Source organism: Sphingomonas sp. LY54 (assembly GCF_035594035.1).
Lineage (GTDB): Bacteria > Pseudomonadota > Alphaproteobacteria > Sphingomonadales > Sphingomonadaceae > Allosphingosinicella.
In genome coordinates this window covers 2,406,647-2,431,909 of the sequence record NZ_CP141588.1, presented here as the reverse complement: position 1 = coordinate 2,431,909, position 25,263 = coordinate 2,406,647, and the positions used below count along the sequence as shown (strand labels likewise).

Below are 25,263 nucleotides of genomic sequence, written 5' to 3'. Positions count from 1 at the left end.
TGGAATGGCTTTCAATGCTTCTGGCGACTTTGCTCGGCCTGTTCGGCGTCGCGCCCGAGGCGAAGGACGAGCCCGGCAGCGTTACGGTCGCGCTGGACGGGGCCGAGGATCCCAGGCCCCTGCCTTTGCCCCCCGTGTCGGTGGCGCGCGGGCCCAACCGGCCGATCGTCGTCATCGACGCGGGCCATGGCGGCCGCGACCCCGGCGCGACCTCGCCCTTCGGCGGACGGCACGAGAAGGACGTTACGCTGGCGCTGGCCCGCGCCATGCGCGACGAACTGGTCCGGTCCGGCCGCGTCCGCGTCGCGCTGACCCGCGATGACGACCGCTATATCGACCTGCGCGACCGCTACGAGATTGCGCGCCGCGTCGGTGCCTCTTTGTTCGTCTCGGTCCATGCCGACGCCGCTCCCAACAATGACGGGGCGCGCGGCGCCACGATCTACACATTGTCGGAGATCGCGTCGGACCGCGAAGCCGCGTTGCTGGCCGCACGCGAGAACCAGGCCGGCCTGATCGGCGGCGCCGAGCTCAGCCCCGATCCGGGGGTCAACATGATCCTGATCGACCTCGCGCTGCGGGAGAGCATGGACCGCTCCGCCGACTTCGCCCGGCTGCTGCACCGCGAGGCGAGTCCGTTCTTCCCGTTCCGCGAGCAATATCACCGCTTCGCGTCGCTGATCGTGCTGAAGGCGCCGGACATTCCGTCGATCCTGTTCGAGGCCGGCTACCTCACGAACGGCGAGGACGTCGCCTACATCCATTCGGCCGAAGGGCGGCAGCAGATCGCGACCGGGATGCGCAGCGCGATCGAAACCTATTTCGCCAAGCATAATGTGCGCAGCGCGGCGCGATGAGACGGACTGTGCTTCACGCTCGGCTGCACTTGGTCTAGAGACGGGCGCTGATGACTGCAGAAACAAGCTCGACGCGCTTCACCCTGTATCGCGAAAATGCCGGTCGTTTCGGCGACGCGCTGCGCCGACTCTGGACGAAACGCTGGTTCCGCTGGCTGACCGCGGCTGCGGCCGTGCCGATCGTCGGCTTCGTGCTGCTGTGGTTCCTTTTCGCGCGGGGGCTGCCCTCGGCCGACACCTTGCTGACCTACCAGCCGCCGCTGCCGACCAACGTGCGCGGCATCGACGGCGAGCCGGTCCAGACCTTCGCACGCGAGCGCCGCGTCCAGCTTTCCTATGACGAATTTCCGCGTCAGCTGATCCAGGCCTATCTCGCGGCCGAGGACCGCACCTTCTTCAGCCACGGCGGCATCGACTATCCCGGCATCGTCGGCGCCGTCATCTCGAACCTGCGCAACAGCGGCCGCCCGGTCGGCGCGTCGACGATCACGCAGCAGGTGGCCAAGAACCTGCTGCTGACCAACGAGCTGAGCTACACCCGCAAGATCAAGGAAGCCTTCCTCGCCAAGCGCATCGAGAGCGTGCTGACCAAGCAGCAGATCCTCGAGCTCTACCTCAACCAGATCTTCCTCGGCCGGAACGCCTATGGCGTCCAATCGGCGGCGCGCGCCTATTTCGACAAGGACGTGCAGGACCTTGCCCTGCACGAGATGGCCTATCTTGCGATCCTGCCCAAGGCGCCCAGCAACTACAGCCCCGAGCGCCACACCGAGCGGGCGCTCGGCCGCCGCAACTGGGTGCTCGGCGAGATGGAGCGCAACGGCTTCATCACCGCCGCCCAGCGCGCCGAAGCGCAGGCCCAGCCGCTCGGCACCGTGCGCGGCGCCCGCAACAGCGTGCGCAATGTCGGCGGCTATTTCATGGAGGAAGTGCGCCGCCAGCTCGTCGAGGAATATGGCGAGGATGCCGAGGACAGCCCGAACGGGGTCTATCAGGGCGGCCTCTGGGTCCGCACCTCCTACGACCACGTCAAGCAACAGGCGGCGGAGACCGCCTTGCGCGACGGCATGATGCGCTACGACCGCGGCAAGGGCTGGCGCGACCCCGGCCTCAGCGTCGACATGTCCCAGGACTGGCGCCGCCAGCTCGCCGCCGCCGATTATGGCGTCGGCTACGAGGACTGGCGCCCGGCGGTCGTGATCGACAAGAGCGGCGGCAGCGCCACGATCGGGTTCGCAGACGGTTCGACCGGCACGCTGCCGGCCTCGGCCGCGCAGATGGAGAAGCGCGGCGGCGGCGGCGCGGCGTTCAACCACCTCCGCCCCGGCATGGTCATCGCGGTCAAGCAGGAAGGCGGGAGCTGGGCGCTCCGCTCGGTCCCCGAGGTTGGCGGCGGCATGGTCGTCGAGGAAGTCGCCACCGGCCGCATCCTTGCGATGCAGGGCGGCTGGGACGTGCGCGGCTCCTCGTTCAACCGCGCCACCCAGGCCCAGCGCCAGCCCGGCTCCACGTTCAAGCCTATCGTCTATTCGGCCGCGCTCGACGCCGGCATGACTCCGGCCTCGATCATCGTCGACGGTCCGTTCTGCGTCTGGCAGGGTGCCGGGCTCGGCCAGAAATGCTTCCGCAACTTCTCGGGCGGCAATGCCGGGCCGCAGACCATGCGCTGGGGCCTCGAGCAGTCGCGCAACCTGATGACGGTCCGCGCCGCCAACCAGACCGGCATGGAGAAGGTCACCAAGCTCGCCAAGACTTTGGGCGTCGGCGATTACCCCAATTATCTCTCGATCGCGCTCGGCGCCGGCGACACCACGGTCATGAAGATGACCAACGCCTTCGCGATCATGGCCAATAACGGCAAGGCGCTGACGCCGACCCTGATCGACTATATCCAGGACCGCAACGGCAAGGTCATCTACCGCACCGACAAGCGCCCGTGCGAAGGCTGCGACGCGCCCGACTGGGACGGCAAGCCGATGCCGCGCCCGCCGCTCCGCACCAAGCAGGTGATGGACCCGATGACGGCCTATCAGATGGTCCACATCCTCGAGGGCGTCGTCCAGCGCGGCACCGCCCAGCGACTGCGCGACCTCGGCCGCCCGCTCTTCGGCAAGACCGGGACGACCTCGGGTCCGACCGACGTCTGGTTCGTCGGCGGCTCGGCCGACATCGTCGCCGGCGTCTATATGGGCTTCGATCAGCCGCGCCCGATGGGGGGCTGGGCCCAGGGCGGCACGCTGGCCGCGCCGATCTTCAAGCAGTTCGCGCTGTCCGCGTTCAAGGACATGCCGGTGGTACCGTTCCGCGCGCCCGAGGGCATCCGCATGGTGCGCATCGATCGGCGCTCGGGCCGCAAGGTGTTCGGCGAATGGCCGCCGGCCGACCCGAAGGCGGCGGTGATCTGGGAGGCATTCAAGCCCGAGAGCGAACCGCGCCGGACCGCGCGCCGCTACGAACTGCCTGATCGCGAGGCGCTCGCCGCCGCATTGAAGTCAAGACGGGCCGCGGCGGCCGCGCCGCGCCGCGCCGAGCAGCCGCAAGACAGCGATTTCTTGCAAAACCAGGGCGGTATTTACTAGGGCCGCAGACAAACGGCCCGTATTCCGGCGAAAGCCTGAATCCAGCCAGAAATGAAGTCTGGGCCCCGGCATTCGCCGGGGAACAGTCATTTGGAGACCTCCGATGCGCGCCGAAGCGCAAGCCCATGTCGACCAGATTCGGTCCGCCCTCGCGCTGCTGCGCCGCTTCCTCGACTGGGATCGCGCGCTGCGCCGCCTCGACGAGCTCAACAACCGGGTCGAGGATCCGGCGCTCTGGAACGACGCCAAGCTCGCCCAGTCGGTGATGCGCGAGCGTCGCCGGCTCGACGAGGCAATCTCCGCGACCAGGGCGATCGAGAAGGAACTCGACGACACGATCGAGCTTGCCGACATGGCCGAGGCCGAGGGCGACGGCGCCCTGGTCGACGATGCCGTGACCGCGCTCGCCGAGCTCGCCGAGCGCGCTGAGAAGGACAAGGTCACGGCCCTGCTCGCCGGCGAAGCCGACGCCAACGACACCTATATCGAGATCAACTCGGGCGCCGGCGGCACCGAGAGCAACGACTGGGCCGGCATGCTGCTGCGCATGTACCAGCGCTGGGCCGAGCGGCGAGGCATGAAGGTCGAGCTGATCGATTACCATTCCGGCGAGCAGGCGGGGATCAAGTCGGCCACCTTGCTGGTCAAGGGCGAGAATGCCTACGGCTACGCCAAGACCGAGAGCGGCGTGCACCGCCTCGTCCGCATCAGCCCCTATGACAGCTCGGCGCGGCGCCACACCAGCTTCGCCTCGGTCTGGGTCTATCCGGTCGTCGACGAGAATATCGAGATCGAGATCAACGAGGCCGAGCTCAGGATCGACACCTACCGCGCCTCGGGCGCCGGCGGCCAGCACATCAACACGACCGATTCGGCGGTGCGCATCACCCACCTGCCGAGTGGCATCGTCGTGCAGTGCCAGAACCAGCGATCGCAGCACAAGAACAAGGCCGAGGCGTTCAACCAGCTCCGCGCCCGCCTCTACGAGGCCGAACTGCAGAGGCGCGAGGCGGAGGCCAATGCGACGGCCGCCAGCAAGACCGACATCGGCTGGGGCCACCAGATCCGCTCCTACGTGCTGCAGCCCTACCAGCTGGTGAAGGATCTGCGCACCGGCATCACCTCCACCGCCCCGTCGGACGTGCTCGACGGCGATCTCGACCGCTTCATGGCCGCGGCTCTGTCGCAGCGCGTGACGGGCGAGAAGGTCGAAGTCGAAGATGTGGACTAGGGCGGCCCTCCTCCCGATTCTGCTCCTGACGGCCGGCTGTGAGAAGCCGGTCCAGCAGTCGCCGTTCCCGGCGCCGCAGCGGCCGGTCGCGCCGATCGTGTCGCCGCGTTACTCGAACGAGGATGCGCGCGACGCGGCCGGCGAGGCCGAGACCGTGATGGAACTGGCTGAGATCCGTCCCGGAATGTCGGTGGCCGACATCGGCGCCGGCGAAGGCTACTACACCGTCCGCCTCTCACCTTTGGTCGGCGAGGAAGGCCGCGTCCTCGCCCAGGACATCGTGCCCGCCACCCGCGACGCGCTCGCCCAGCGCGTCAATCGCGAGAATCTCGAGAATATCGCGGTCAAGCTCGGCGAGCCCGCCGATCCCAAGCTGCCGCCGGCCTCGTTCGACCGCATCTTCCTCATCCACATGTACCATGAGGTCGAGCGGCCCAGCGAATTCCTCTGGCACCTGCGCGACGGCCTCAAGAAGGAAGGCCGGGTCGTGGTCGTCGATGCCGATCGCCCCACCGACCGCCACGGCACCCCGCCCAAACTGCTCGTCTGCGAATTCGCCGCGGTCGGCTACGAGCTCACCCGCTTCGAGCGGCTCGGCGATTCGGAATCCTATTTCGCCCAGTTCGAGGCGCGTGGCTCCAAGCCCGCGCCGCAGGACATCCGCACCTGCCCTGCCTGAGGCAGGCGCGTCAGAGCAGCCCCATCGCGCGGAAGCTGCGATAGAGGTCGTCTGCAAAGACGAGATGGTCGTGCAATCTGATCTCCAGCGCTGAGGCCGCGGCGTGCAGCCGCCGCGTGCTGGCGATGTCGGCGGCGCTCGGCTCCGGGTCGCCGCTTGGATGGCAATGCGCCAGCACTAGGCCGACGGCGTCTAGGCGCAATGCTTCGGCCAGGATGGCGCGCACCGGCAAGTCCACCGCTGCGTCGGTCCCGTCACGGACGAGGATGCCCAGCAAGGCGCGGCCCCGGTCGCAATAAGCCGCCGCCAGCCGCTCGGCCCTGCAGCCCGCGAAGCGCGGTCCGAGCAGGATCGCGGCGTCCTGGACGGTGCGGAGGATCGGCGGGGCCATGCCAGGCTTGTGCCACCGCGCCCGGCCGTGGTGGCGCGGAGACGGCTCCGTAACGGAGACCGTATCGGAGGCTTCGCCGACGCTTGGAAACCAGCGCCGCTCCCGCCATAAGCGGTGCCATGCAGCCTTATCAGCAATTGCTCGCCCGGATTCTCTCCGAGGGCGTCGAGCAGCAGGACCGGACCGGCGTCGGCACTTTGAGCGTGTTCGGACACCAGATGCGCTTCGACCTTAGTCAGGGCTTCCCCCTGGTGACGACCAAGAAACTGCACCTGCGGTCGATCATCGTCGAACTGCTCTGGTTCCTGAAGGGCGACACCAATGTCGGCTACCTGCAGGACAACAAGGTCAGCATCTGGGACGAATGGGCCGACGAGAATGGCGATCTTGGGCCTGTCTACGGCAAGCAATGGCGCGACTGGGTGGGGCCGGACGGGCGCCACATCGACCAGATCGCGATGCTGATCGACCAGATCAACAACAACCCGGCGTCACGCCGCCAGATCGTCTCGGCCTGGAACCCGGGGGAGATTGACCGCATGGCGCTGGCGCCGTGCCACTGCCTGTTCCAGACCCAGGTGGCGGCCGGCAAATTGAACCTCCAGCTCTACCAGCGCAGCGCCGACGTCTTCCTCGGCGTGCCCTTCAACATCGCGAGCTACGCCCTGCTCACCCACATGCTCGCCGACCAATGCGGGCTGGAGCCGGGCACCTTCGTCTGGACCGGCGGCGACTGCCACCTCTATTCCAACCATCTCGAGCAGGCGCAGCTGCAGCTGACCCGCGAGCCGCGCCCGCTGCCGAAGCTCGTCATCAAGCGCCGCCCGGACGCGATCGACCGCTACGAATATGAGGATTTCGAGATCCTCGACTACGATCCCCACCCCCACATCAAGGCGCCGGTGGCAGTGTGAGTGACATCACCATCGTCGTCGCGCGGGCCGATAACGGGATTATCGGCAAGGACGGCACGCTTCCCTGGCACCTCCCGGCCGACCTCAAGCATTTCAAGGCGGTGACGAGCGGCTCGGCCATGATCATGGGCCGCAAGACCTTCGACAGCCTGCCCGGCCTGCTGCCCGGCCGCCGCCACATCGTGGTGACGCGCGACCGGGCCTGGACCGCGAAGGGCGCGGAGGTGGCGCACACGGCGGAGGAAGCGCTGGCACTGGCCGGCGCGGACGCGGTGACCGTGATCGGCGGCGCCGAGATCATCGCGCTTTTCCAGCCCCGCGCGACCGCATTCGAGCTGACCGAGGTGCATTGCGACGCCGCGGGCGACACAAGCCTTCCGCCGCCCGACGCCGCCTTGTGGCGCGAAGTCTCCCGCGAGGCGCATCCGGCCGAGGATGGCCGCCCCGGTTACAGCTTCGTCCGGCTGGAGCGGCATGGCGGCTAGGCACGCCCCCGGCGCCTTTCTATAGAGGCCCGATGGAGCGGCTCGACGGCGGCTCGGCGGTTCCGGCCCATCTGCGTGGCGGCATCGTCGCGCTCGGCAATTTCGACGGATTTCACGCGGGCCACCAGGCGGTGGTGGGCCGGGCGATCGAACGCGCCCGTGCCGAAGGACGGCCGGCGCTCGTCGCCACCTTCGATCCGCATCCGGTCCGCTTCTTCAAGCCCGACGTCCCGCCCTTTCGCCTGACCACGCTCGACCAGCGCGAGCGCCTGTTCGGCGCGGCCGGCGCCGACGCGATGCTGGTCTTCCATTTCGACGCGGAACTCGCCTCCACCTCGGCCGAGGATTTCGTCGCCGACCGGCTGGTCAGCCGCATCGGCGCGGCCGGCGTCGTGACCGGCGAAGACTTCACCTTCGGCAAGGGCCGCGGCGGCAACACGGAGGTGCTCCGCCGCCTCGGCGCCGAGCACGGACTGTCGGTCGATGCGGTCGCGCTTGTACGCACCGGCGATGAACTGGTCTCCTCCAGCCGCATCCGCGAGGCGCTGCAGGCGGGCGACTGCGAGACGGCGGCGCGGCTGCTGACGCGGCCGTTCGCGATCGAGGGCGTGGTCGAGCATGGCGACAAGCGCGGCCGCGCGATCGGCTACCCGACCGCCAATCTCAACATCGGCAACTATCTCCGCCCGCGCTACGGCATCTATGCGGTGCGCGGCCGGCTGGCCGACGGCCGCATGCTCGACGGCGCCGCCAATATCGGCGTCCGGCCGAGCTTCACCCCGCCCAAGGAATTGCTCGAGCCCCACTTCTTCAGTTTCAGCGAAGATCTGTACGGCCAGACCATAGAGGTCGAGCTGATCAGCTTCATCCGCCCCGAGGCGAGGTTCGAGATCATCGACGACCTGATCGCGCGCATGAAGCTGGATTGCGCCGAGGCGAAACGGCGGCTGAAAGCGTGAGCAGGTGGAAGATCGCCGCCATCGCCCTTGCGGCCTTCGCGGTGATCGTCTCCCTGCTCAACGCCTCGTGGATCGCGCCGACGCCGAGCGGCAAGCTGATCCTCGTCGCCCATCGCGGCATCGCCCAGCAGTTCGACCGCACCGGCATCGACAACCAGACCTGCACGGCTACGCGGATCCGCCCGCCCGAGCATAATTTCATCGAGAACACGCTTTTCTCGATGCGGCACGCGGTCCGCCTCGGCGCCGACGTGATCGAGCTCGATGTCGCGCCCACCGCCGACGGGCAGATGGTCGTGTTTCACGACTGGACGCTTGATTGCCGCACCGACGGCAAAGGGGAAGTGCGCGACCAGACGCTCGCCGACCTGAAGAAGCTCGACATCGGCTACGGCTACACCGCCGACGGCGGCCGCACCTTCCCGCTGCGCGGCCGCGGGGTCGGGGCCATGCCCGCCGTCGAGGACGTGCTGCAGGGAATGGGCCGCACGCCGATTATGTTCAACTTCAAGAGCCGCGACCCGAAAGAGGCGGACTTGCTGCTCGCCGCGTTCGCGCGCGCCGGCGTGAAGCCCGATCAGCGCCATTCCTTCTACGGCCACCCGGCCGTCGTCGCGCGGATGAAGCAGCACGTGCCGGACGCGTGGACCTTCACCAAGGAAGGCGCCAAGGCCTGCCTCATCGACTATGCGAAGCTCGGCTGGACCGGCTTCATGCCCGAGAGCTGCCGCGACACCACCGTGTTCGTGCCGCTCAATTACCAATGGGCGATCTGGGGCTGGCCCAACCGCTTCCTCGCCCGCATGGCTGAAGCCAACAGCCGTGTGATCCTGATGGGCGATTACAAGGACAGCATCGGCGCCGGAATCGAGCGCCCCGAGCAGCTCGCCGACGTGCCGCGTGCCTATCGCGGCTACCTCTGGGTCGAGGACATGTACAACGTCGGGCGCGCCCTGCAGCGCTAATGCCGAACAGGCGATCGCCCCCCACCGCGGTGTTTCCAGGCCGCTCCTCGCATTAGGGGCTGGGAACCCCTATATGACCATCATCACCTGATCTTCCCGCAAGCATCCCGTGACAGAGAGACTATGTGCTCCCGCTTGCCCTGCCAGGTGTCCTATCGATGAAGCGCGCAGCCAGAACCTTTTCGCAGATCCCCAGCCGGACGCAGAAGGCGGTCCAAGATACGGCGGTCGGCTGCCGCGAACTCGCCGCGGCCGATCTTGCCCGGGCGTCGCTCATGGACACTGCGAATGGCCGGCGGCGCCTCGAATCCAGCGCGTCGAGCTGGACGAGCCGCGCGGAGCTGATCCAGCGCCTCGATGACAGTTTCGAAGCGCGCCAGGCTGCCGCGAGCGCGGAATGGGAGGACGGCGAAGACGCCCCGACGGCGCGGAACGCTCCGGGCGCGGGCGAGCGATCATGAGCCTGCACTCTTTGTTCGGAAGGCACACGGCCGACGTGAAGGCCAGCCGCTGGGACCAGGGCCGATTCGTCAGCCGATGCACCGCCTGCGGCGTCGACATGATCAAGCTGCCCGGGCTTCAATGGCAGCTGCGAACGGCCGGCACGCTGTGAAAGCGGTTGCGCGAATCCCGCTTCCGGCCGCGAACAGCGATGAACGGATCGATCTGGTCTGCTCCAGCGGACATCGCACCTCCCATTCGCTGGCGCGCGTGCTGCGGCTGAACGACGGCTGGTGCGGGAAATGCGGAGCCGACATACGCTACGAACATGCGAACGACATAGCGGGCTCGGGCCGAAGCTCGCTTTAGGCGAGCGTGGGCGGCAGCAGCCGGCCAAGCCAGGCTTTTCTCCCACGCCCCCCGCGGCGCGCCGGCCCGGTTTCGGGCGATCCCGACGCGCGCGTCCCGTCGCCGCGGCAAAGAGGCTGTTCCCAATCCCCTTCCTCCTGCTAAAGCCGCGCGCGATGTCCGAGAAAACCGATTATAAAGACACGGTCTTCCTGCCGAAGACCGATTTCCCGATGAAGGCCGGCCTCGCCGCCAAGGAGCCTGCCATCCTCGCCCGCTGGGCGGAGACCGGGCTCTACGAGCGCCTGCGCAAGGCCCGCGCAGGCCAGAAGCGCTTCATCCTCCACGACGGCCCGCCTTACGCCAATGGCGATATCCATATGGGCCACGCGATGAACAAGATCCTGAAGGACATCGTCGTCCGCTCGGCGAGCCTGCGCGGGTTCGACGCGCCCTACATTCCGGGCTGGGACTGCCACGGCCTGCCGATCGAATGGAAGGTCGAGGAGCAATATCGCAAGAAGAAGCTCGACAAGGACGAGGTGCCGACCGCGCAGTTCCGCGCCGAATGCCGCGCTTACGCCGAGAAATGGGTCGAGGTGCAGCGCGAGCAGTTCAAGCGGCTCGGCGTGATGGGCGAGTGGGACGATCCCTATCTCACCATGAAATATGAGAGTGAGGCCGCGATCGTCGGCGAGCTGATGAAGTTCGCGATGTCCGGGCAGCTCTATCGCGGCGCCAAGCCGGTCATGTGGTCGCCGGTCGAGAAGACCGCGCTGGCCGAGGCCGAGGTCGAATATGAGGACATCACGTCCACCCAGATCGACGTCGCGTTCGAGATCGTCGAGAGCCCGATCGACGCGCTGGTCGGCGCTCATGCCGCCATCTGGACGACCACGCCCTGGACGATCCCGGTCAACCAGGCGCTCGCCTACGGGGAGGACATCGACTACGTCCTCGCCGACGGCGGCGAGCGGAAATTGCTGGTCGCGGAGCAACTGCTTCCGGCGGTTCGCCAGCGCACCGGCCTGCCGCTCGAGACGATCCTGTGGCGCGGCAAGGGCAGCGAGCTCGCCTTCACGATCGCGCGCCACCCGATGCACGCGCACGGCGGCTTCTTCGCCAAGCCGCGCCCGTTCCTCCCCGGCGAGTTCGTCACGACCGACGCCGGCACCGGCCTCGTCCACATGGCGCCCGACCACGGCGAGGACGATTTCCTGCTCTGCAAGGCGAACGGCATCGACACCGTGTTCGCGGTCGAGGGCGACGGCCGCTACCGCGCCGACTGGGCCTGGCTCGGCGGCCAGGGCTCGGTGATCAACGCCAAGTTCAACGCGCCCGACGGGCCGATCTGCTCGGACCTACGCGAGGCCGGCGCCCTGCTCGCCGCCTCGGCGGACTTCGCGCACTCCTATCCGCACAGCTGGCGCTCCAAGGCGAAGGTCATCTTCCGCGCCACGCCGCAATGGTTCATCCCGATGGATCAGGGTGACGCCAGCCTGCGCGATGTGGCGCTGGACGCGATCGAGCAGACGCGCTGGGTCCCGGCGCGCTCGAAGAACCGCATCCGCTCGATGGTCGAAGGCCGCCCCGACTGGGTGATCAGCCGCCAGCGCGCCTGGGGCGTGCCGATCGCGCTCTACGTCCACCGCGAGAGCGGCGACTATCTGCGCGACGAGGCCGTCAACGCCCGCATCCTCGAGGCGTTCAAGGCCGGCGGCGCCGACGCCTGGTTCACCGCCGACCACCAGGCCCTGCTGGGCAACGGCTACCGGCTCGACGATTACGAGCCGCAGATGGACATCCTCGACGTGTGGTTCGATTCCGGATCGACCCACACTTATGTGATCGAAGCGCGCTATGGCGAAGGCGTCCGCGCCGACCTCTATATCGAGGGTTCGGACCAGCATCGCGGCTGGTTCCAGTCGTCCTTGCTGGAAAGCGCGGGGACGCGCGGGCGGGCGCCCTATGAAGGCGTGCTCACCCACGGCTTCGCGCTCGACCAGAACGGCCGCAAGATGTCCAAGTCGGTCGGCAACACGGTCGATCCGCTGAAGGTGATCGACGAATCGGGCGCGGACATCCTCCGCCTGTGGGTCGCCTCGACCGACTATTTCGAGGACGTCCGCATCGGCAAGGAAGTGCTCGCGGGCACCTCGGACGCCTATCGCAAGCTCCGCAACACCTTCCGCTACCTGCTCGGCGCGCTGAGCGACTTCGAAGAGAGCGAGCGCGTCCCGCCCGCCGGCATGCCCGAGCTCGAACGCTGGGTGCTGCACCGTCTCGCCGAACTCGACATCGAGCTGAAGGCAGCGGCCGAGGGCTACGAGTTCAATCGCTATTCGCGCCTGCTCACCACCTTCGCCAACGACGATTTGTCGGCTTTGTTCTTCGATATCCGCAAGGACAGCCTCTATTGCGACGCGCCGTCGTCGATGAAGCGGCGCGCCTACCGGACCGTGCTCGATCACGTCTTCCACGCCCTGATCCGCTGGATCTCGCCGATCCTCGTGTTCACCGCCGAGGAAGTATGGGCGAGCCGTTATCCGGACGGGGAATCGATCCACCTCGAAACCTGGCCCGAGATCGACCCGCACTGGCGCGACGAGGAACTGGGCGCCAAATGGGCGACGATCCGCGCCGTCCGCACCACCGTCACCGAAGCGATCGAGCCGCTCCGCCGCGACAAGATCGTGCGCTCGAGCCTCGAGGCGCAGGTCGATTTGAGCCTCGGCGACCCGGTGGCTGCCGCGGCGGTGCGCTCGGTCGATTTCGACGAGATCTGCATCGTCTCCGAGCTCGATGCGACTGCCGGCGAATCCGACCAGGTCGCGATCTCGCGCACCGACTATGAGAAATGCGGCCGCTGCTGGCGCCACCTGCCGGAAGTATCGGAAGAAGGCGCGCTCTGCACCCGCTGCGAGGAAGTTGTGAATGGCTAGCGTGTCCCCCAGCCTGGCGAAGCCCGAGCGCAACCAGCGCGTGCTCGCGCTCGTCATCGCCGCGTTCGTCTTCGCGCTCGACCAGATCACCAAGTGGATCGTGATAGACCTGCTGCGGCTGCCGCAGCGGGGCGTGGTCGACCTGCTGCCCTTCTTCGACCTGCGCTGGGTCGAGAATCACGGCGTCTCGATGGGCTTCCTCACCGCCAGCTCCGACACCGGCCGCTGGCTGCTGGTCGCGATGACGGCTGCGATCGCCTCCGCGGTAGCGGTATGGTTGTGGCGCGAGAAGAACCGGGCCGACGCGATCGCGCTGTCGCTGGTGCTCGGCGGCGCGCTCGGCAATATCGTCGATCGCGCCCGCTACGGCTATGTCGCCGACTTCGCCGACCTGCATTTCGGCGAGTGGCGGCCCTTTTTGATCTTCAATGTCGGCGACGCAGCGATTACCATCGGTGTATTGCTATTGCTTGTCCGGGCGCTGCTGACGCGCGACGGCAAGGCCCCTCGGAAGGAAAAGTGACGATGCGTACCATGAAGCTCGTTCTGGCGGTTTCGGCCGCATCGTTGATGTTGAGCGCGTGCGGCGCAACCGGCGGCCTGTTCGGCGGCAACCGCGTCCGCCCCGACGAATTCGCCGTGACCCGCGCCGCGCCTTTGGTGGTTCCGCCCGATTTCGCGCTGACCCCGCCCGCCGCCGGAGCACCGGCCGCAGCCTCGACCGACAGCCGCACCCAGGCCGTCGAGGCCCTGTTCGGCGGCCCCGCCCCGCGCAGCGCCGCCGAGACGACGATGCTCCGCGCGGCCGAGGCCGACCGCGCTGCCCCGGGCGCGCGCTCGGTCGCCGGCGATCCGGGCACGGTCGTGGTCGACAAGGGCCAGACCACCCAGACCATTCTCGCCGTGCCCGAGGGCGACGGCCAGGAAGCCAGCGTCTCGACGCCGCAGTAATCCTGCCGTCACCCCGGCGCAGGCCGGGGTCTCAGGAAAGCTGTATGCGGTCTCGTCTCGGGGTCCCGGCCTCCGCCGGGACGACGTTCTAGAAGCGCAGGCCGAGCGAGAAGACCAGGCCGGCGTCTTGGTTCGGCAGCGACGGCAAATCGGTGTCGACGTAGCGCAGGCCCGCCTGCACAGGCCCGAAGACCGCGCGCGCGCCCAGCGACCAGTTCCAGTAATCGCCGAACGCGCCCGCATCCTGGCGGCCGGCCGAGGCAGTGAAGGTCAGCGGCGTGAACGGGATGCCCGCCTCGACCTCGCCGAACAGATAGAGCATGTCCTCGCCGCCCAGCGCGGCCTGGTCCCAGGCATATTTGGCGCCGGCCGTCGCCAGCACCGGCCCGAGTTGGTGCGAAACCGAGGCGTAGGGCTCGAAATAGTCGGTTTTCCCCTCCCCGTCCGGGAACACGTAGACCATCATGCCGGCATCGAGCGAGGTGCCAAGGCCCAGGTCCATGCCGTAACCGGCGTAGAGGTCCAGCTCGACATCGCCGAAATCGCCCGCGGTGACGCGATCGACGCCCTTCAGCGTCGTCCCGCGACCGCCGACATAGAAGCCGCTGTCGGTCTGCACCGTCAGCGCGCCCTGCAGCGCCGGATCTTCGTCCGAGCGCGAGACGCCGCGAAAGCGATAATCGGACAGCAGGTTCGCTTCGCCGCTGACCGTCACACCGCCCGACAATTGGGCGGCGGCGGGCGCGGACGCCAATGCCGCCAGAACCGGCAGCACGTACAGCAATTTCATTCTTTATCCTCGTGTTGAACCCGGGCCGATGCCTAGGGGCGGCGGCGTGCCGCAGCCACTGCGTTAGCCCTTCCTTAGCGCCCGGGCGGTAGAGAAAAGCGCCATGACGCACCAGTCCCCCGCCTTTGCCATGCCGGTCATGAACGATGCCGGCCGCCAGGTCGCGCAGCTCCGGCACGTGCTGACCCTGGTCGAGCTGATTGCGGGCCGGACCGACCGGGACCAAGGCGGCGACGCAGCGCTCGACGAGAGCGCGCGGATCAGCGGCGCCTATGACGATGCGGTGCCGATCGTGCAGCGTCGCTTCGATGCGTTGGTTGCCGAGACGGCGCTTTGGGCGGCGGCGGGCGTCGAGGCGTTGCTGGCCGCCAACAGCCCCGATCGCCAGTCGCAAGGAGCCGCTGCCGCGCTCGCCGACGAACTGGCCCGCGCCCTGCGCGATATCGGCCGGGTGCTACGCCTCTAGGCTTGCGGCGGCGGCCCCGGCCATTCGCGGATGCGGATATCGCGCTGCGGTACCGGAATCTCGATCCCGTTTTCGCGGAACAGCACCCAGATCCGGTTGAGGATTTCGGAACGGATATTGCCTACCCCCTCGGCCGGGTCGGCGATCCAGACGCGGACGTCGTGCTCGATCCAGCGATCGCCGAATTCGCGCAGCAGCACCTTGGGCTCGGGCTGGTTGAGGATGCGCGGCGACGTCGTCACCGCCTCCATCATCAGCTTCTGCGCCAGTGGCAGATCGCAGCCATAAGCGACGCCGATCGGGATGTGGATGCGGACGTCCGGGCTCGAATAGGACCAGTTGACGACCTCCTGGGTCATCAGGATCTCGTTCGGGATCAGATGCTCCTTGCCGTCGCGCGTGACGACGGAGACGGCGCGCACGCCGATCTTGTTCACCCAGCCGAACGTCTCGCCGACCGCAATCACGTCGCCCGGTTTGATCGAGCGGTCCATCAGCAGGATGATCCCGGCGATCAGGTTGCCGAACGTCTTCTGCAGGCCGAAGCCGACGGCGAGGCCGAACGCGCCCGAAAAGACCGCCAGCGCGGTAAGATCGATGCCGACGATGTCGATGCCGACGAAGAAGGCCGCGACCAGCAAGGCCACTCCGGCGAGCTTCTGCGCCAGCAGCCGCTGGGTTGGATCGAAGCCGGGCGAGCGCGCGATCGACTGGTTGATGACCCGGCTGGCCAGCCGCAGCGCCGCCAGCAGGATGAGCAAAGCCACCGCGATCTGCAGCAGGGTCAGCAATGAGAAACGCGTATCGCCAAGCGTGAAGCCGACCGCGTCGAGCACGTCGGTGACCGGCTCCAGACCGTCGATGGCGTCGGCCAGGACCGCGACCCAAGTCACGATCGCCAGCAGCCATGCCACCCAGCGCGGCAGCATCAGCCCGCGAATGATGCCGCGCACCAGCAGGGCGGCGGCTGTGGCCAGCGCGAAGCCGAGGATGAACTCGGGAAGATTCGGCCACGGCTCGGCCTGGAGCGCGATGGCAAGGACCGCGGCCGCAGTCGCGTAGCGCGTCAGGTCGCACATGCGCGCGGCGATGCTCTGGTTGCGCGCGCCCGCGATCCGCGCGGTGAGTTCGGAAAGCAAAGGCCCCGCTTTGCGCGCGACCAACAAGGCCAGAGCCCAGGCGCCGAAACAGATCAGCAGGGCCGCGGCGGCGGAGACCAGATGGGGATAGCTGGGCACGGCCAGCCCCATCTCCCCGATCCAGCGCGTCATCCCGCCTCGCCGTAGCGGGTGAGGCCGGCGGCAAGGTCTGCGATCAGATCGTCCGGATCCTCGAGCCCGATATGAAGCCGGACCATCGGTCCGGCCCGCGGCGTCTCCGTGGCGGTGCGCAGCAGATGCGGATCGATCGGCAGCGCCAGGCTTTCAAAGCCGCCCCAGCTGTAGCCGATCCCGAAATGCTCGAGCCCGTCGACCAGCCGCGTGCGCGCCGCATCGTCGCCGTCCTTCAGCACGAATGAGAAGAGGCCCGACGCGCCACGGAAATCGCGCGTCCAATATTCGTGTCCTGGGCATTGCGGGAAAGCCGGGTGCAGGACCGCGTCCACCTGCGGCTGCTCGGCGAGCCAGCGCGCGACCTTGAGCGCACTTTCCTGGTGCTGCCGCAGCCGCACGCCCAGCGTCCGCAGCCCGCGCGCGGCAAGATAGGAATCGTCCGGCCCGACATGCTGGCCGAAGGCGCGGCTCGTCTCGTGCAGCCGCATGAACCAGGGCTCGGTCGCGGTCACCGTGCCCAGCATCGCGTCCGAATGGCCGACCACATATTTGGTCGCGGCGAGGATGCTGATATCGACGCCCGCCGCGATCGCCGGGAAGAAGACCGGCGTCGACCAGGTATTGTCGAGCAGGGTGACGAGCCCCTTCTCCTTCGCCACCGTGCAGATGCCGGGCACGTCCTGCACCTCGAAGGTGAGCGAGCCGGGGCTCTCCATGAAGACCGCCCGCGTCTTGGGTCCGATCAGATCGGCGAAGCCGGTGCCGACCAGGGGATCGTAATAATGGGTCGTGATCCCCATCCGCTTCAGCACTTCGTCGCAGAAGGCGCGGGTCGGGCCGTAGACGCTGTCGACCATCAGCAATTCGTCGCCGGGCCGCAGCACCGACATCAGCGCCATGGCCACCGCCGCAGCGCCCGACGGGAACAGCTTGGTGCCGGCGGCGCCGGGCTCGAGCTCGGTCAGCGCCTCGGCCAGCGACCATTGGGTCGGCGTGCCGTTGCGGCCATATTGGAGCGTGCCGTCGACCGGCTTTGCGGCGCGCATGTCGGCGACGTCGTCGAACAATATGGTCGACGCGCGATGGATCGGGACGTTGACCAGCTTGCCGGTATAATCCTTGCGCCGCCCGCCCTGGACGATCCGTGTGTCTATGCCTTCGCTCACGCGTTTCCTGTCGCTTTGGGTGTGTCTGGGTCGGCGCCCCATTCGGACCAGCTGCCGTCATAGAGCCGCACGTCCTGCTTGCCGAGCAGATGCGCGCCGAACAGAATCACTGCCGCGGTCACGCCCGACCCGCATGTCGTCACCATCGGCCGGTCGAGATCGACGCCGGCCAGATCGAATTCGGCGCGCAGCGCCTCGCCCTGCTTCCAGCTATTGTCCGCGTTGAAGAAGGCGCTCTGGGGCGCGTTGCGCGATCCCGGGATGTGGCCGACGGCCATTCCGGGGCGCGGCTCGGCATCCTCGCCGGCGAAGCGCGAGGCCGGCCGGGCGTCGACGATCTGGCAGGCGCCATCGTCCAGCGCCGCGCGGACGAACGCCTTGTCGGCCACCGCGTCGCGATCGAGAAAAGCGGTGAAATGGGCGTGGCGCGGATGCGGCCGGCCGCTTTCGAGCGGACGCCCTTCGGCCTTCCACTTCTGCAGGCCACCATCGAGGATCGCGACATAGTGGGCGCCGAAGGCTTTCAGCATCCACCAGGCGCGGGCGGCGCTGTGCAGCGGCGAATTGTCGTAGACGACGAAACGGTTGCCGTCGCCGAGGCCGAGCGACTGCATGCGGCTGGCGAACTTATGCTCGGACGGCAGCATGTGCGGCAGCGGGCTGCCCGTGTCCGACACTTCGTCGAGGTCGAAGAAGACGGCGCCCGGAATATGCTCCGCCTCATATTCGGCGCGGGCGTCGCGGCCCGCGTCGGGGAGGAAATAGGACGCGTCGATGATCCTGAGATCCGGCGCGCCGAGCTCTGCGGCCAGCCACTCGGTCGATACCAGCGCGTCCATAAGCCATTCCTCCCCGTTGCCCGCCTAACGCGAGCGGATGAAATTCCGCACGTCGCGGCTGAGCTTCACGCGGTCCTCGTCGCGGACATACATCATGTGGCCCGATCCATAATATTCGTAATGGATTCGGTCCTGCGGCATGCCGGTGCGGCTGAGCGAATATTCGGCCGCGTAGAAGGGCGTCGCGAAGTCGTAATAGCCCTGGCCGACGAATACCTTGAGGCCCTTATTCTCGCGCAGCGCCTTGCCGATATAGGGCGCGACGTTGACGTAGACGTCGTTGTCGCGGCCGCCGCCGAGGCGCCAGTCCCACGGCCCGACCGGCCCGATCGTCACGTAGGAGCGATCGGACGGGAACTTCAAAGTCTCGCGCAGATGGGCGTTCACGGCCGCGGTGTAGCCGGCGTCGATGCCATAAAAGCTGGGATCGTTGTCGGGCGTCTCGCCGGCATTGTCGAAGTCGCGGCCGGTATAGCGGCTGTCGAGCCGGCCCACGGTGAGCCCGCGGTCGCGCAGCAGCTCCTTATAGAAACGGCCCGGCTCGACGCGCAGATCGGCCTGGTCGAGGTAGGTTTCGGAAAGCCCGGTGAAGCGCGCCAGCTCGCGGCGCACCGACGCGCGCTCGTCGGCGCCCAGCTTCTGCCCTTTGAGCAAAGCGGCGGCATAGGGCCCGGAGGCGAATTGCCGCGCTTCCTCAATGAAGCCCTCGACCGAACCCGCCTGCGCCTTGCCGTGATACAGCGCGGTCGCGGCCATCGACGGCAGGTTGAGGATGTGGGTCATCTCGTTGCCGGGCGTGTCGGCGCCGGCGCCGAAATCGAGCACGGTCGAGATGAGGATGATGCCATTGAGCGAGACGTCGTTATAGGCGCCCTCGAGCTGGTTCACGAGCGCCGCCGAGCGGGTCGTGCCGTAGCTCTCACCGCCGATATATTTGGGCGCGTTCCAGCGGCCGTTGGCGTTGAGCCACAGCCGGATGAACTGGGCGATCGATTCCGCATCCTTGGTGACGCCCCAGAATTCCTTGGGATCGGTCTTGCCGAGCGCGTGGCTGAAGCCGGTGCCGACCGGATCGATGAACACGAGGTCGGTCACGTCGAGCAGCGAATCCGCATTGTCGACGATCGGGTAGGGCGGCGCGCCGTCGTCGGTGCCGTCGGAAGGGATCGCGACCCGCTTGGGGCCGAACGCGCCCATGTGCAGCCACACCGAGCCGGAGCCGGGGCCGCCATTGTAGAGGAAGGTGACCGGGCGGTTGTGGTCCCTGCCCTCCTTCACGTAGGAGGTGGAGAAGATCGCCGCGCGCGGCGTGCCGTCCTCGGCCTTCAAATAGGTCTCGCCGGCGGTGGCCGTGTAGGCGATGCGCTGGCCGCCGAACGTGCCGCTGTGGCGCGTGACCGAGACGGTCGGCGCCTTGACGGCCGGCGCCTCCTTGGCGGCGGCGTCCTTGTCCTCAGCCTTTTGCGCCGCGGCGGGCGCCGCGCTCAGCGCGAGGGCGAGCGCAACCGACGCATAACGGACAATCGACTTCATGGGCGTTCCATCTCCTGTTTTTTGCCGATTCTATGGCACGCGCGCAGGCCCAGCGGAAGGCCGGTCGACCCGCAGGGGTCGGACCGCCGGCAACTGGTCTCGGCACCCGCTTTGGGTTATCCTGCGGCCGCGGCGGAGGAAGCCATGGCCGAAGGACATCAGGGCGGGTTCTGGACGAGCATCCCCGGCGTGCTGACCGGCCTCGCGGCATTGGTCACTTCGGTGACCGGGGCCGCCATTTTCCTGAGCGGCATGAGCAATGGTCCCGACCCCGTTCCCGCGCCGCGGCCAGCCCCCGCCCCTTCCCCCGGGCCCGCGAGCCAGACGGGCAGCAACGGCTCGCCGGCGCAAGACGGAACGTCGCGGCCGCCCGCACCAGTGCCCACCCCGGCCTCGGCGACCGCCGATCCGGTCGCCGACCAGGTGAAGGCGACGGCCGCGGTGCTGAACGCGCTGATGCCGCAGCAGGTCGATGCGATCACCACCCGCACCGGCGTCACCGCCGACGGCCGCATCCTGACGATGCACCATCAGGTCACCCAGCGTACCGGCAGCGACGACATGGTGCGCGCCTATGTCCGCGCCTTCGCCTGCAGCGACAGCGACATTCGCGAGGATCTCGACAATCTCGGCGTCACCTACCGGCTGAGCTACCGCTTCCCGGACAGCGCCGCCCCACTCGACGTCGATGTGACTTCGGCCACCTGCGCCGGCTTCTGACCGCACTTCCCCGGGGAATGACAGCGCCGCCGCAAGGCTTTAGGGAGGCGCCATGACTCCAAAGCATCTCGGCCAGAGCAGCGCCCTTCCGGCTTCGCCGGAGGAAGCCGAACTCGACTACGTGCCCAATCCGCGGCCCGGCAAACCCTATCTGGTGCGCTTCACCGCCCCCGAATTCACCTCGCTGTGCCCAGTCACCGGCCAGCCCGATTTCGCCCATCTCGTGATAGACTATGCGCCGGCCGAGACGATCGTCGAATCGAAGTCGCTGAAGCTGTTCCTCAGCAGCTTCCGCAACCACGCCGCCTTCCATGAGGATTGCACGGTCGGCATTGCCCAGCGCCTGTTCGACGAGATGAAGCCGCACTGGCTGCGCATCGGCGGCTATTGGTATCCGCGCGGCGGCATCCCGATCGACGTCTTCTGGCAATCGGGCGAGCCGCCGGCCGGCCTGTGGGTGCCAGGGCAGGACGTGCCGACCTATCGCGGCCGCGGCTGAGCGATGGCAGGGGGGCCGCGCATCGTTATTCTCGGTGCCGGCTCGGTCGGCTGCTTCGTCGGCGGCGCCTGGCTGGCGGCGGGGTGCCAGGTCTCCTTCGTCGGCCGGGAGCGCGTCCGCGCCGAGATCGCCGAGCATGGTGTCGGCCTCAGCGACCAGCAGGGCTGGCGCATCCACCTCGCCCCCGATCTGATCGATTTTGCCGCCAAGCCCGCGGCGCTGAAGAAGGCCGACATCGTCGCCTTGTGCGTCAAGAGCATCGGCACAGAGGCGGCAGCCAAGGACATCGCCAGGCATGTGCCGGCCGGCGCGACGGTGATCAGCTTCCAGAACGGGATCAGCAATGCTGACACGCTGAGGGCTTTGCTCCCCAGGCACGAGGTCGTGCAGGGCATGGTGCCCTATAATGTCGTCCGGCTCGGGCCGGGCCGCTGGCACCGCGCGACCTGGGGCGAGCTCACCGCCGCCCGCACCGATGTGACCGCGGCGCTGGCGGCGAAGGTCGGCGACCGTCCGGGCCGCCTGCTCCTGTCAAACGACATGGGCTCGGTGCTCTGGGGCAAGCTTCTCTTCAACCTGAACAATGCGATCAACGCCTTGTCGGGCACGACCATCCTCGAGGAGCTCGGCCAGCGCGACTACCGGCGCGTCATGGCGGCCGCGATCGTCGAGACGCTGGAACTGCTCGACGCCGCCGGGATCGTGCCGGCCAAGATCGGCCAGGTTGCGCCGAAGCTGCTGCCGCACGTCATCGGATCGCCCGACTTCCTGTTCCGCAACCTCTTCCTGCGCATCCAGAAGATCGATCCCAAGGCGCGTTCGTCGATGTCGGACGACTTCGCCGCCGGGCGCCAGACCGAGATCGACTATCTGAACGGCGAAGTAGTCCGGCTCGCCCAGCGGCTCAGCCGCAAGGCGCCGGTGAATGCCGCCATCGTCACCCTGGTCAAGCAGGCCGAAGCCGGCGTCGAGCGCACCTGGAGCGCACGGGAATTGCGCGACCATGTCCTCGGCGGCCACGCCGTCGCCGGCTTCGGCTACTAGCGCCCACCGTCATTGCGAGGAGCGTAGCGACGAAGCAATCCTACCGCGCGGACCTGGATTGCTTCGCTGTGCTCGCAATGACGGGCTTCAGCCCGCCAGCGCCTCGACCTGCTCGGCCAGGTCGAGCCAGCGCTCCTCGGCGGCGTCGCGCTCGGCTCGCGCCTTCTCGATCGCGGCGGTGAGCGCGGCGAACCGCTCGGGGTGCTTCGCATAGAGATCGGGATCGTGCAGCGTCTCCTCGTCGCGCGCGATCGCCGCTTCGATCTCCTCGATCCGCTTGGGCAGCAGATCGTAGTCGCGCTGGTCCTTGTAGCTGAGCTTGGTCTGCTGCCGCGGCGGCGGCGGTGCCGCCTTGGATGGGGACGCGGCCTTGGACGTCTCCTTCTGCGGCGCCCTTTTGCGGGCCCAGTCCTCATAGCCTCCGGCAACGACGTCGACCTTGCCCGACCCGTCGAGGCCGAGCGTCACGGTCACCGTGCGGTCGAGGAAGTCGCGGTCGTGGCTGACGATCAGGACAGTGCCGTCATAGTCGGCGATTACCTCCTGAAGGAGGTCGAGCGTCTCGAGGTCAAGGTCGTTGGTCGGCTCGTCGAGCACGAGCAGATTGGAGCGCCGTGCGAACTCGCGCGCCAGCAGGAGCCGCGAGCGCTCGCCGCCCGACAGGGTTCCGATCTTGGCGTCGACCAGTTCGGGCGCGAACAGGAATTCCTTGAGATAGCCCTGGATGTGCTTGCGCGTGCCGCGCACGTCGATCCAGTCGCCGCCGTCGGCGAGCACGTCGCGCACATTCTTGGCCGGGTCCATCAGCTTGCGCTGCTGGTCGATGATCACGCCGTCGAGCGTCTTGGCGCGCTTGACCCTGCCTTCGTCGGGCTCGATCTCGCCGGTTAGTAGCTTCAAGAGGGTCGTCTTGCCGGTGCCGTTGGCGCCGACCAGGCCGATCCGGTCGCCGCGCGTCACGCGGAAGGTAAAGTCCTTGATGATGACTCGGTCGTCGAAGCGCTTGGCGACCTTCTCGGCGTCGATCACGACCTTGGTCTTCACGTCGTCATTGGCGAGGCCCAGCTTGGCGGTGCCTGCCGGGCCGAGCATCGCGGCGCGGGTGGCGCGCATCTCGTGCAATTTGGCCAGCCGGCCCTGGTTGCGCTTGCGCCGGGCGGTGACGCCGCGCAGCAGCCAATGCTCCTCGAGCCGGAGCTTGGCGTCGAGCCGCTCGGCGTTGCGCGCCTCCTCGGCATAGACCTGCTCGGTCCAGGCGTCGAAGCCGCCGAAGCCGATCTCGGCGCGGCGGATCGTGCCGCGGTCAAGCCACAGACTGGAGCGGGTGAGGCGCTTCAGGAAGGTGCGGTCGTGGCTGATCGCGACGAAGGCGCCGCTGAATCGGCCGAGCCAGTCCTCGAGCCATTCGATCGCGGCGAGGTCGAGATGGTTGGTCGGCTCGTCGAGCAGCAGCACGTCGGGCTCCTGCGCGAGCGCGCGGGCGATGGCGGCGCGGCGGCGCTCGCCGCCCGAAGCGGTTGAAGCCGGCCGATCGAGGTCGATGCCGATCTGGCTGGCGATCGCGTCGACGGCGTGCGGAGCCGGCGCTTCGGGCTCGGACAAAGCGTAATCGCGCAAAGTCTCGAACTTGGTGAGGTCCGGATCCTGCTCCAGCAGCACGACCCGGGTGCCAGGCTGGATCGTGCGCCGGCCCTCGTCCGTTTCGATCGTCCCGGCGAGGCATTTGAGCAAAGTGGTCTTGCCGGCGCCGTTGCGGCCGATCAGCGCCAGCCGGTCGCGCGGCCCGACGAACAGGTCGAGCCCGCGGAAGAGCCAGCCCGATCCCTGGACGAGACCGAGATTTTCATAAGCGAGTACTGGTGCAGCCATGGGGGCGACATAGGGGCTTCGATCGGGATCGTCACCCCGGTGCGCACCGCCGGCTCGCGCCGGCCTGGGCGGGCGGCGGCAGGTCGGCTGCTTTGCCTTTGCATCCAAAGGTTTGTCCGGCGCAGGGCTGCAACATTAAGGTCACCCTTCCGAAGCATTCATGGCTTATTCAATGCCGCGCCTCTATCCCGGCATTGAAACCAAGCTAGAAGCGAATTTCAAATGGTCCTGCGTTCCACCTTTATTGCCGCCGCCCTCGGGCTCGTGATCGGCACCTCGGCGCTGGCGCCGGCGGCCGATGCGCGCCCGCGCGAGCGCGAGCAGGAGGCGGCGTACAAGGGCACGCGGGACGGCCATTTCCTGCCGCTCCGCGCCATCGAATCGCGCGTTGTGCCGCGCATGGGCGGCGCCGACTATCTCGGTCCCGAGCTCGATCCCGGCGCCGGCGTCTACCGCCTGAAGTTCATGCGCGGCGGCCGCGTCATCTGGATCGACGTCGATGCGCGCACCGGCCAGATCCTCGGTCGCTCCGGCCACTAAGCCGCACACTTCATCCTTCCGCGCGTGAAACCATTGGCCCTTGGACTGGTTGGGCGGCTACACTATGTGCCATTGACCAGTCAGAGGGGATAAAGATGCGGGTTCTCATCGTCGAGGACGAGCCCAATTTGGGGCGCCAGCTCCGTGCGACGCTCGAGGGCGCCGGCTACGCCGTCGATCTCGCCACGGACGGCGAGGACGGCCATTATCTCGGCTCGACCGAAAGCTACGATGCGATCATCCTCGACCTCGGCCTTCCCGAGGTGGACGGCCTCACCGTGCTCGACCGCTGGCGCAAGGAAGGGATCAAGGTCCCGGTGCTGGTGCTGACGGCGCGCGACAGCTGGTCGGACAAGGTCGCCGGGCTCGATGCCGGCGCCGACGATTATCTCGCCAAGCCCTTCCAGACCGAGGAATTGATCGCCCGCCTGCGCGCGCTCATCCGCCGCGCCTCGGGCAATGCTTCGACCGAGCTCACTGCCGGCGACGTCCGCCTCGACACGCGCTCGGGCAAGGTCACGCTGGACGGCGAGCCGGTGAAGCTCACCGCGCAGGAGTATAAGCTCCTCTCCTACCTGATGCACCACAAGGGCAAGGTCGTCTCGCGCACCGAGCTGATCGAGCACATTTACGACCAGGATTTCGATCGGGATTCGAACACGATCGAGGTGTTCGTCACGCGCATCCGCAAGAAGCTCGGCCCCGACGTGATCACCACCATCCGCGGCCTCGGTTACTCGCTGGAGGATCCGCGCGCTTGATCGCCCCGCGGACCGGCCCA

26 protein-coding genes are annotated in these 25,263 nt (G+C 67.8%); 19 read left to right on the top strand and 7 right to left on the bottom strand.

The annotated features are described in order from the left end of the window. Window positions 1-14 precede the first annotated feature (14 nt). From SH591_RS12155 to SH591_RS12140, 4 genes are all read left to right on the top strand, one after another. Window positions 15-857 (top strand): N-acetylmuramoyl-L-alanine amidase family protein, encoded by an 843-nt coding sequence (locus SH591_RS12155; RefSeq protein ID WP_324749333.1) that lies wholly within the window; start codon window positions 15-17, stop codon window positions 855-857. Between the two features lie 50 nt (window positions 858-907). Next, on the top strand, window positions 908-3,436 hold the full coding sequence (locus SH591_RS12150) for a penicillin-binding protein 1A (RefSeq protein ID WP_324749332.1): 2,529 nt from the start codon (window positions 908-910) through the stop codon (window positions 3,434-3,436). Window positions 3,437-3,539: 103 nt separating this feature from the next. After that, window positions 3,540-4,667: a peptide chain release factor 2 gene (gene prfB, locus SH591_RS12145; protein ID WP_324749331.1), complete on the top strand. Its 1,128-nt coding sequence runs from the start codon at window positions 3,540-3,542 to the stop codon at window positions 4,665-4,667. Next, a complete protein-coding gene (locus SH591_RS12140) occupies window positions 4,657-5,346 on the top strand; it encodes a class I SAM-dependent methyltransferase (RefSeq protein WP_324749330.1) in 690 nt (229 codons plus the stop codon). The genes prfB and SH591_RS12140 overlap by 11 nt, the downstream gene beginning before the upstream one ends. A 10-nt stretch (window positions 5,347-5,356) precedes the next feature. Here the strand turns inward: SH591_RS12140 and SH591_RS12135 are convergent, their stop codons facing one another. After that, a complete protein-coding gene (locus tag SH591_RS12135; RefSeq protein ID WP_324749329.1) occupies window positions 5,357-5,737 on the bottom strand; it encodes a JAB domain-containing protein in 381 nt (126 codons plus the stop codon). A gap of 119 nt (window positions 5,738-5,856) precedes the next feature. Here SH591_RS12135 and SH591_RS12130 point away from each other — a divergent pair, with 119 nt between their 5' ends. The 9 genes from SH591_RS12130 to SH591_RS12090 all read left to right on the top strand — a co-directional run bounded on the left by SH591_RS12130 (window position 5,857) and on the right by SH591_RS12090 (window position 13,742). Next, window positions 5,857-6,651 carry a thymidylate synthase gene (locus SH591_RS12130; protein WP_324749328.1) on the top strand — a complete coding sequence of 265 codons (795 nt, stop codon included), beginning with the start codon at window positions 5,857-5,859 and terminating at the stop codon, window positions 6,649-6,651. Next, window positions 6,648-7,136, top strand: a complete 489-nt coding sequence (locus tag SH591_RS12125; protein ID WP_324749327.1) for a dihydrofolate reductase — start codon at window positions 6,648-6,650, stop codon at window positions 7,134-7,136. The genes SH591_RS12130 and SH591_RS12125 overlap by 4 nt, the downstream gene beginning before the upstream one ends. A gap of 32 nt (window positions 7,137-7,168) precedes the next feature. Next, entirely contained in the window at window positions 7,169-8,095 is a 927-nt protein-coding gene (locus SH591_RS12120) for a bifunctional riboflavin kinase/FAD synthetase (RefSeq protein WP_324749326.1), read from the top strand. After that, window positions 8,092-9,060, top strand: a complete 969-nt coding sequence (locus SH591_RS12115) for a glycerophosphodiester phosphodiesterase family protein (RefSeq protein WP_324749325.1) — start codon at window positions 8,092-8,094, stop codon at window positions 9,058-9,060. The genes SH591_RS12120 and SH591_RS12115 overlap by 4 nt, the downstream gene beginning before the upstream one ends. 158 nt (window positions 9,061-9,218) lie before the next feature. Beyond that, complete coding sequence (locus SH591_RS12110) at window positions 9,219-9,521, top strand: hypothetical protein (RefSeq protein WP_322832472.1); 303 nt, start codon at window positions 9,219-9,221, stop codon at window positions 9,519-9,521. Continuing rightward, window positions 9,518-9,673, top strand: a complete 156-nt coding sequence (locus tag SH591_RS12105) for a hypothetical protein (RefSeq protein ID WP_324749324.1) — start codon at window positions 9,518-9,520, stop codon at window positions 9,671-9,673. Before SH591_RS12110 ends, SH591_RS12105 begins: the two co-directional genes overlap by 4 nt. Before the next feature lie 352 nt (window positions 9,674-10,025). Then, complete coding sequence (gene ileS, locus SH591_RS12100; RefSeq protein WP_324749323.1) at window positions 10,026-12,791, top strand: isoleucine--tRNA ligase; 2,766 nt, start codon at window positions 10,026-10,028, stop codon at window positions 12,789-12,791. Then, a complete protein-coding gene (gene lspA, locus SH591_RS12095; RefSeq protein ID WP_322832469.1) occupies window positions 12,784-13,314 on the top strand; it encodes a signal peptidase II in 531 nt (176 codons plus the stop codon). Before ileS ends, lspA begins: the two co-directional genes overlap by 8 nt. An 11-nt stretch (window positions 13,315-13,325) precedes the next feature. After that, entirely contained in the window at window positions 13,326-13,742 is a 417-nt protein-coding gene (locus SH591_RS12090) for a DUF3035 domain-containing protein (protein WP_322833020.1), read from the top strand. A gap of 88 nt (window positions 13,743-13,830) precedes the next feature. Here the strand turns inward: SH591_RS12090 and SH591_RS12085 are convergent, their stop codons facing one another. Next, window positions 13,831-14,532: a TorF family putative porin gene (locus tag SH591_RS12085; RefSeq protein WP_324749322.1), complete on the bottom strand. Its 702-nt coding sequence runs from the start codon at window positions 14,530-14,532 to the stop codon at window positions 13,831-13,833. 103 nt (window positions 14,533-14,635) lie between these two features. Between SH591_RS12085 and SH591_RS12080 the strand changes: the two genes are divergently transcribed. Continuing rightward, window positions 14,636-14,998 (top strand): hypothetical protein, encoded by a 363-nt coding sequence (locus SH591_RS12080; RefSeq protein WP_324749321.1) that lies wholly within the window; start codon window positions 14,636-14,638, stop codon window positions 14,996-14,998. Here SH591_RS12080 and SH591_RS12075 read toward each other — a convergent pair. The 4 genes from SH591_RS12075 to SH591_RS12060 are packed head-to-tail and all read right to left on the bottom strand — an operon-like array spanning window position 14,995 to window position 19,810. Beyond that, a complete protein-coding gene (locus SH591_RS12075) occupies window positions 14,995-16,269 on the bottom strand; it encodes a mechanosensitive ion channel family protein (protein ID WP_324749320.1) in 1,275 nt (424 codons plus the stop codon). The genes SH591_RS12080 and SH591_RS12075 overlap by 4 nt on opposite strands. Next, a complete protein-coding gene (metC, locus tag SH591_RS12070; protein WP_324749319.1) occupies window positions 16,266-17,480 on the bottom strand; it encodes a cystathionine beta-lyase in 1,215 nt (404 codons plus the stop codon). The genes SH591_RS12075 and metC overlap by 4 nt, the downstream gene beginning before the upstream one ends. Beyond that, a complete protein-coding gene (sseA, locus tag SH591_RS12065) occupies window positions 17,435-18,277 on the bottom strand; it encodes a 3-mercaptopyruvate sulfurtransferase (RefSeq protein ID WP_324749318.1) in 843 nt (280 codons plus the stop codon). Before sseA ends, metC begins: the two co-directional genes overlap by 46 nt. Window positions 18,278-18,301: 24 nt before the next feature. Further along, window positions 18,302-19,810 (bottom strand): S10 family peptidase, encoded by a 1,509-nt coding sequence (locus tag SH591_RS12060; RefSeq protein WP_324749317.1) that lies wholly within the window; start codon window positions 19,808-19,810, stop codon window positions 18,302-18,304. A gap of 144 nt (window positions 19,811-19,954) precedes the next feature. On the opposite strand from SH591_RS12060, the gene SH591_RS12055 reads away from it, so the two are divergent. From SH591_RS12055 to SH591_RS12045, 3 genes are read left to right on the top strand one after another with little or no spacing between them, the layout of a single operon-like run. Further along, a complete protein-coding gene (locus tag SH591_RS12055) occupies window positions 19,955-20,530 on the top strand; it encodes a hypothetical protein (RefSeq protein WP_324749316.1) in 576 nt (191 codons plus the stop codon). A 52-nt stretch (window positions 20,531-20,582) separates the two neighbouring features. Then, complete coding sequence (queF, locus tag SH591_RS12050; RefSeq protein ID WP_324749315.1) at window positions 20,583-21,029, top strand: preQ(1) synthase; 447 nt, start codon at window positions 20,583-20,585, stop codon at window positions 21,027-21,029. A gap of 3 nt (window positions 21,030-21,032) precedes the next feature. After that, complete coding sequence (locus SH591_RS12045; RefSeq protein ID WP_324749314.1) at window positions 21,033-22,073, top strand: 2-dehydropantoate 2-reductase; 1,041 nt, start codon at window positions 21,033-21,035, stop codon at window positions 22,071-22,073. A gap of 87 nt (window positions 22,074-22,160) precedes the next feature. Here SH591_RS12045 and SH591_RS12040 read toward each other — a convergent pair whose 3' ends face one another. After that, window positions 22,161-23,942, bottom strand: a complete 1,782-nt coding sequence (locus SH591_RS12040) for an ABC-F family ATP-binding cassette domain-containing protein (RefSeq protein WP_324749313.1) — start codon at window positions 23,940-23,942, stop codon at window positions 22,161-22,163. Window positions 23,943-24,164: 222 nt separating this feature from the next. Here SH591_RS12040 and SH591_RS12035 point away from each other — a divergent pair, with 222 nt between their 5' ends. Then, on the top strand, window positions 24,165-24,482 hold the full coding sequence (locus SH591_RS12035) for a PepSY domain-containing protein (RefSeq protein ID WP_324749312.1): 318 nt from the start codon (window positions 24,165-24,167) through the stop codon (window positions 24,480-24,482). 95 nt (window positions 24,483-24,577) lie between these two features. Further along, complete coding sequence (locus SH591_RS12030) at window positions 24,578-25,243, top strand: response regulator transcription factor (RefSeq protein ID WP_322832457.1); 666 nt, start codon at window positions 24,578-24,580, stop codon at window positions 25,241-25,243. Window positions 25,244-25,263: the final 20 nt, after the last annotated feature.

Bases quoted from the DNA above. Each gene is read 5' to 3' on its own strand.
- SH591_RS12155 (WP_324749333.1), top strand. From the start codon at position 15: ATGCTTCTGGCGACTTTGCTCGGCCTGTTCGGCGTCGCGCCCGAGGCG.
- SH591_RS12150 (WP_324749332.1), top strand. From the start codon at position 908: ATGACTGCAGAAACAAGCTCGACGCGCTTCACCCTGTATCGCGAAAAT.
- prfB (WP_324749331.1), top strand. From the start codon at position 3,540: ATGCGCGCCGAAGCGCAAGCCCATGTCGACCAGATTCGGTCCGCCCTC.
- SH591_RS12140 (WP_324749330.1), top strand. From the start codon at position 4,657: ATGTGGACTAGGGCGGCCCTCCTCCCGATTCTGCTCCTGACGGCCGGC.
- SH591_RS12135 (WP_324749329.1), bottom strand. From the start codon at position 5,737: ATGGCCCCGCCGATCCTCCGCACCGTCCAGGACGCCGCGATCCTGCTC.
- SH591_RS12130 (WP_324749328.1), top strand. From the start codon at position 5,857: ATGCAGCCTTATCAGCAATTGCTCGCCCGGATTCTCTCCGAGGGCGTC.
- SH591_RS12120 (WP_324749326.1), top strand. From the start codon at position 7,169: ATGGAGCGGCTCGACGGCGGCTCGGCGGTTCCGGCCCATCTGCGTGGC.
- SH591_RS12110 (WP_322832472.1), top strand. From the start codon at position 9,219: ATGAAGCGCGCAGCCAGAACCTTTTCGCAGATCCCCAGCCGGACGCAG.
- SH591_RS12105 (WP_324749324.1), top strand. From the start codon at position 9,518: ATGAGCCTGCACTCTTTGTTCGGAAGGCACACGGCCGACGTGAAGGCC.
- ileS (WP_324749323.1), top strand. From the start codon at position 10,026: ATGTCCGAGAAAACCGATTATAAAGACACGGTCTTCCTGCCGAAGACC.
- lspA (WP_322832469.1), top strand. From the start codon at position 12,784: ATGGCTAGCGTGTCCCCCAGCCTGGCGAAGCCCGAGCGCAACCAGCGC.
- SH591_RS12090 (WP_322833020.1), top strand. From the start codon at position 13,326: ATGAAGCTCGTTCTGGCGGTTTCGGCCGCATCGTTGATGTTGAGCGCG.
- SH591_RS12085 (WP_324749322.1), bottom strand. From the start codon at position 14,532: ATGAAATTGCTGTACGTGCTGCCGGTTCTGGCGGCATTGGCGTCCGCG.
- SH591_RS12080 (WP_324749321.1), top strand. From the start codon at position 14,636: ATGACGCACCAGTCCCCCGCCTTTGCCATGCCGGTCATGAACGATGCC.
- SH591_RS12075 (WP_324749320.1), bottom strand. From the start codon at position 16,269: ATGACGCGCTGGATCGGGGAGATGGGGCTGGCCGTGCCCAGCTATCCC.
- metC (WP_324749319.1), bottom strand. From the start codon at position 17,480: ATGGGGCGCCGACCCAGACACACCCAAAGCGACAGGAAACGCGTGAGC.
- sseA (WP_324749318.1), bottom strand. From the start codon at position 18,277: ATGGACGCGCTGGTATCGACCGAGTGGCTGGCCGCAGAGCTCGGCGCG.
- SH591_RS12060 (WP_324749317.1), bottom strand. From the start codon at position 19,810: ATGAAGTCGATTGTCCGTTATGCGTCGGTTGCGCTCGCCCTCGCGCTG.
- SH591_RS12055 (WP_324749316.1), top strand. From the start codon at position 19,955: ATGGCCGAAGGACATCAGGGCGGGTTCTGGACGAGCATCCCCGGCGTG.
- queF (WP_324749315.1), top strand. From the start codon at position 20,583: ATGACTCCAAAGCATCTCGGCCAGAGCAGCGCCCTTCCGGCTTCGCCG.
- SH591_RS12045 (WP_324749314.1), top strand. From the start codon at position 21,033: ATGGCAGGGGGGCCGCGCATCGTTATTCTCGGTGCCGGCTCGGTCGGC.
- SH591_RS12040 (WP_324749313.1), bottom strand. From the start codon at position 23,942: ATGGCTGCACCAGTACTCGCTTATGAAAATCTCGGTCTCGTCCAGGGA.
- SH591_RS12035 (WP_324749312.1), top strand. From the start codon at position 24,165: ATGGTCCTGCGTTCCACCTTTATTGCCGCCGCCCTCGGGCTCGTGATC.
- SH591_RS12030 (WP_322832457.1), top strand. From the start codon at position 24,578: ATGCGGGTTCTCATCGTCGAGGACGAGCCCAATTTGGGGCGCCAGCTC.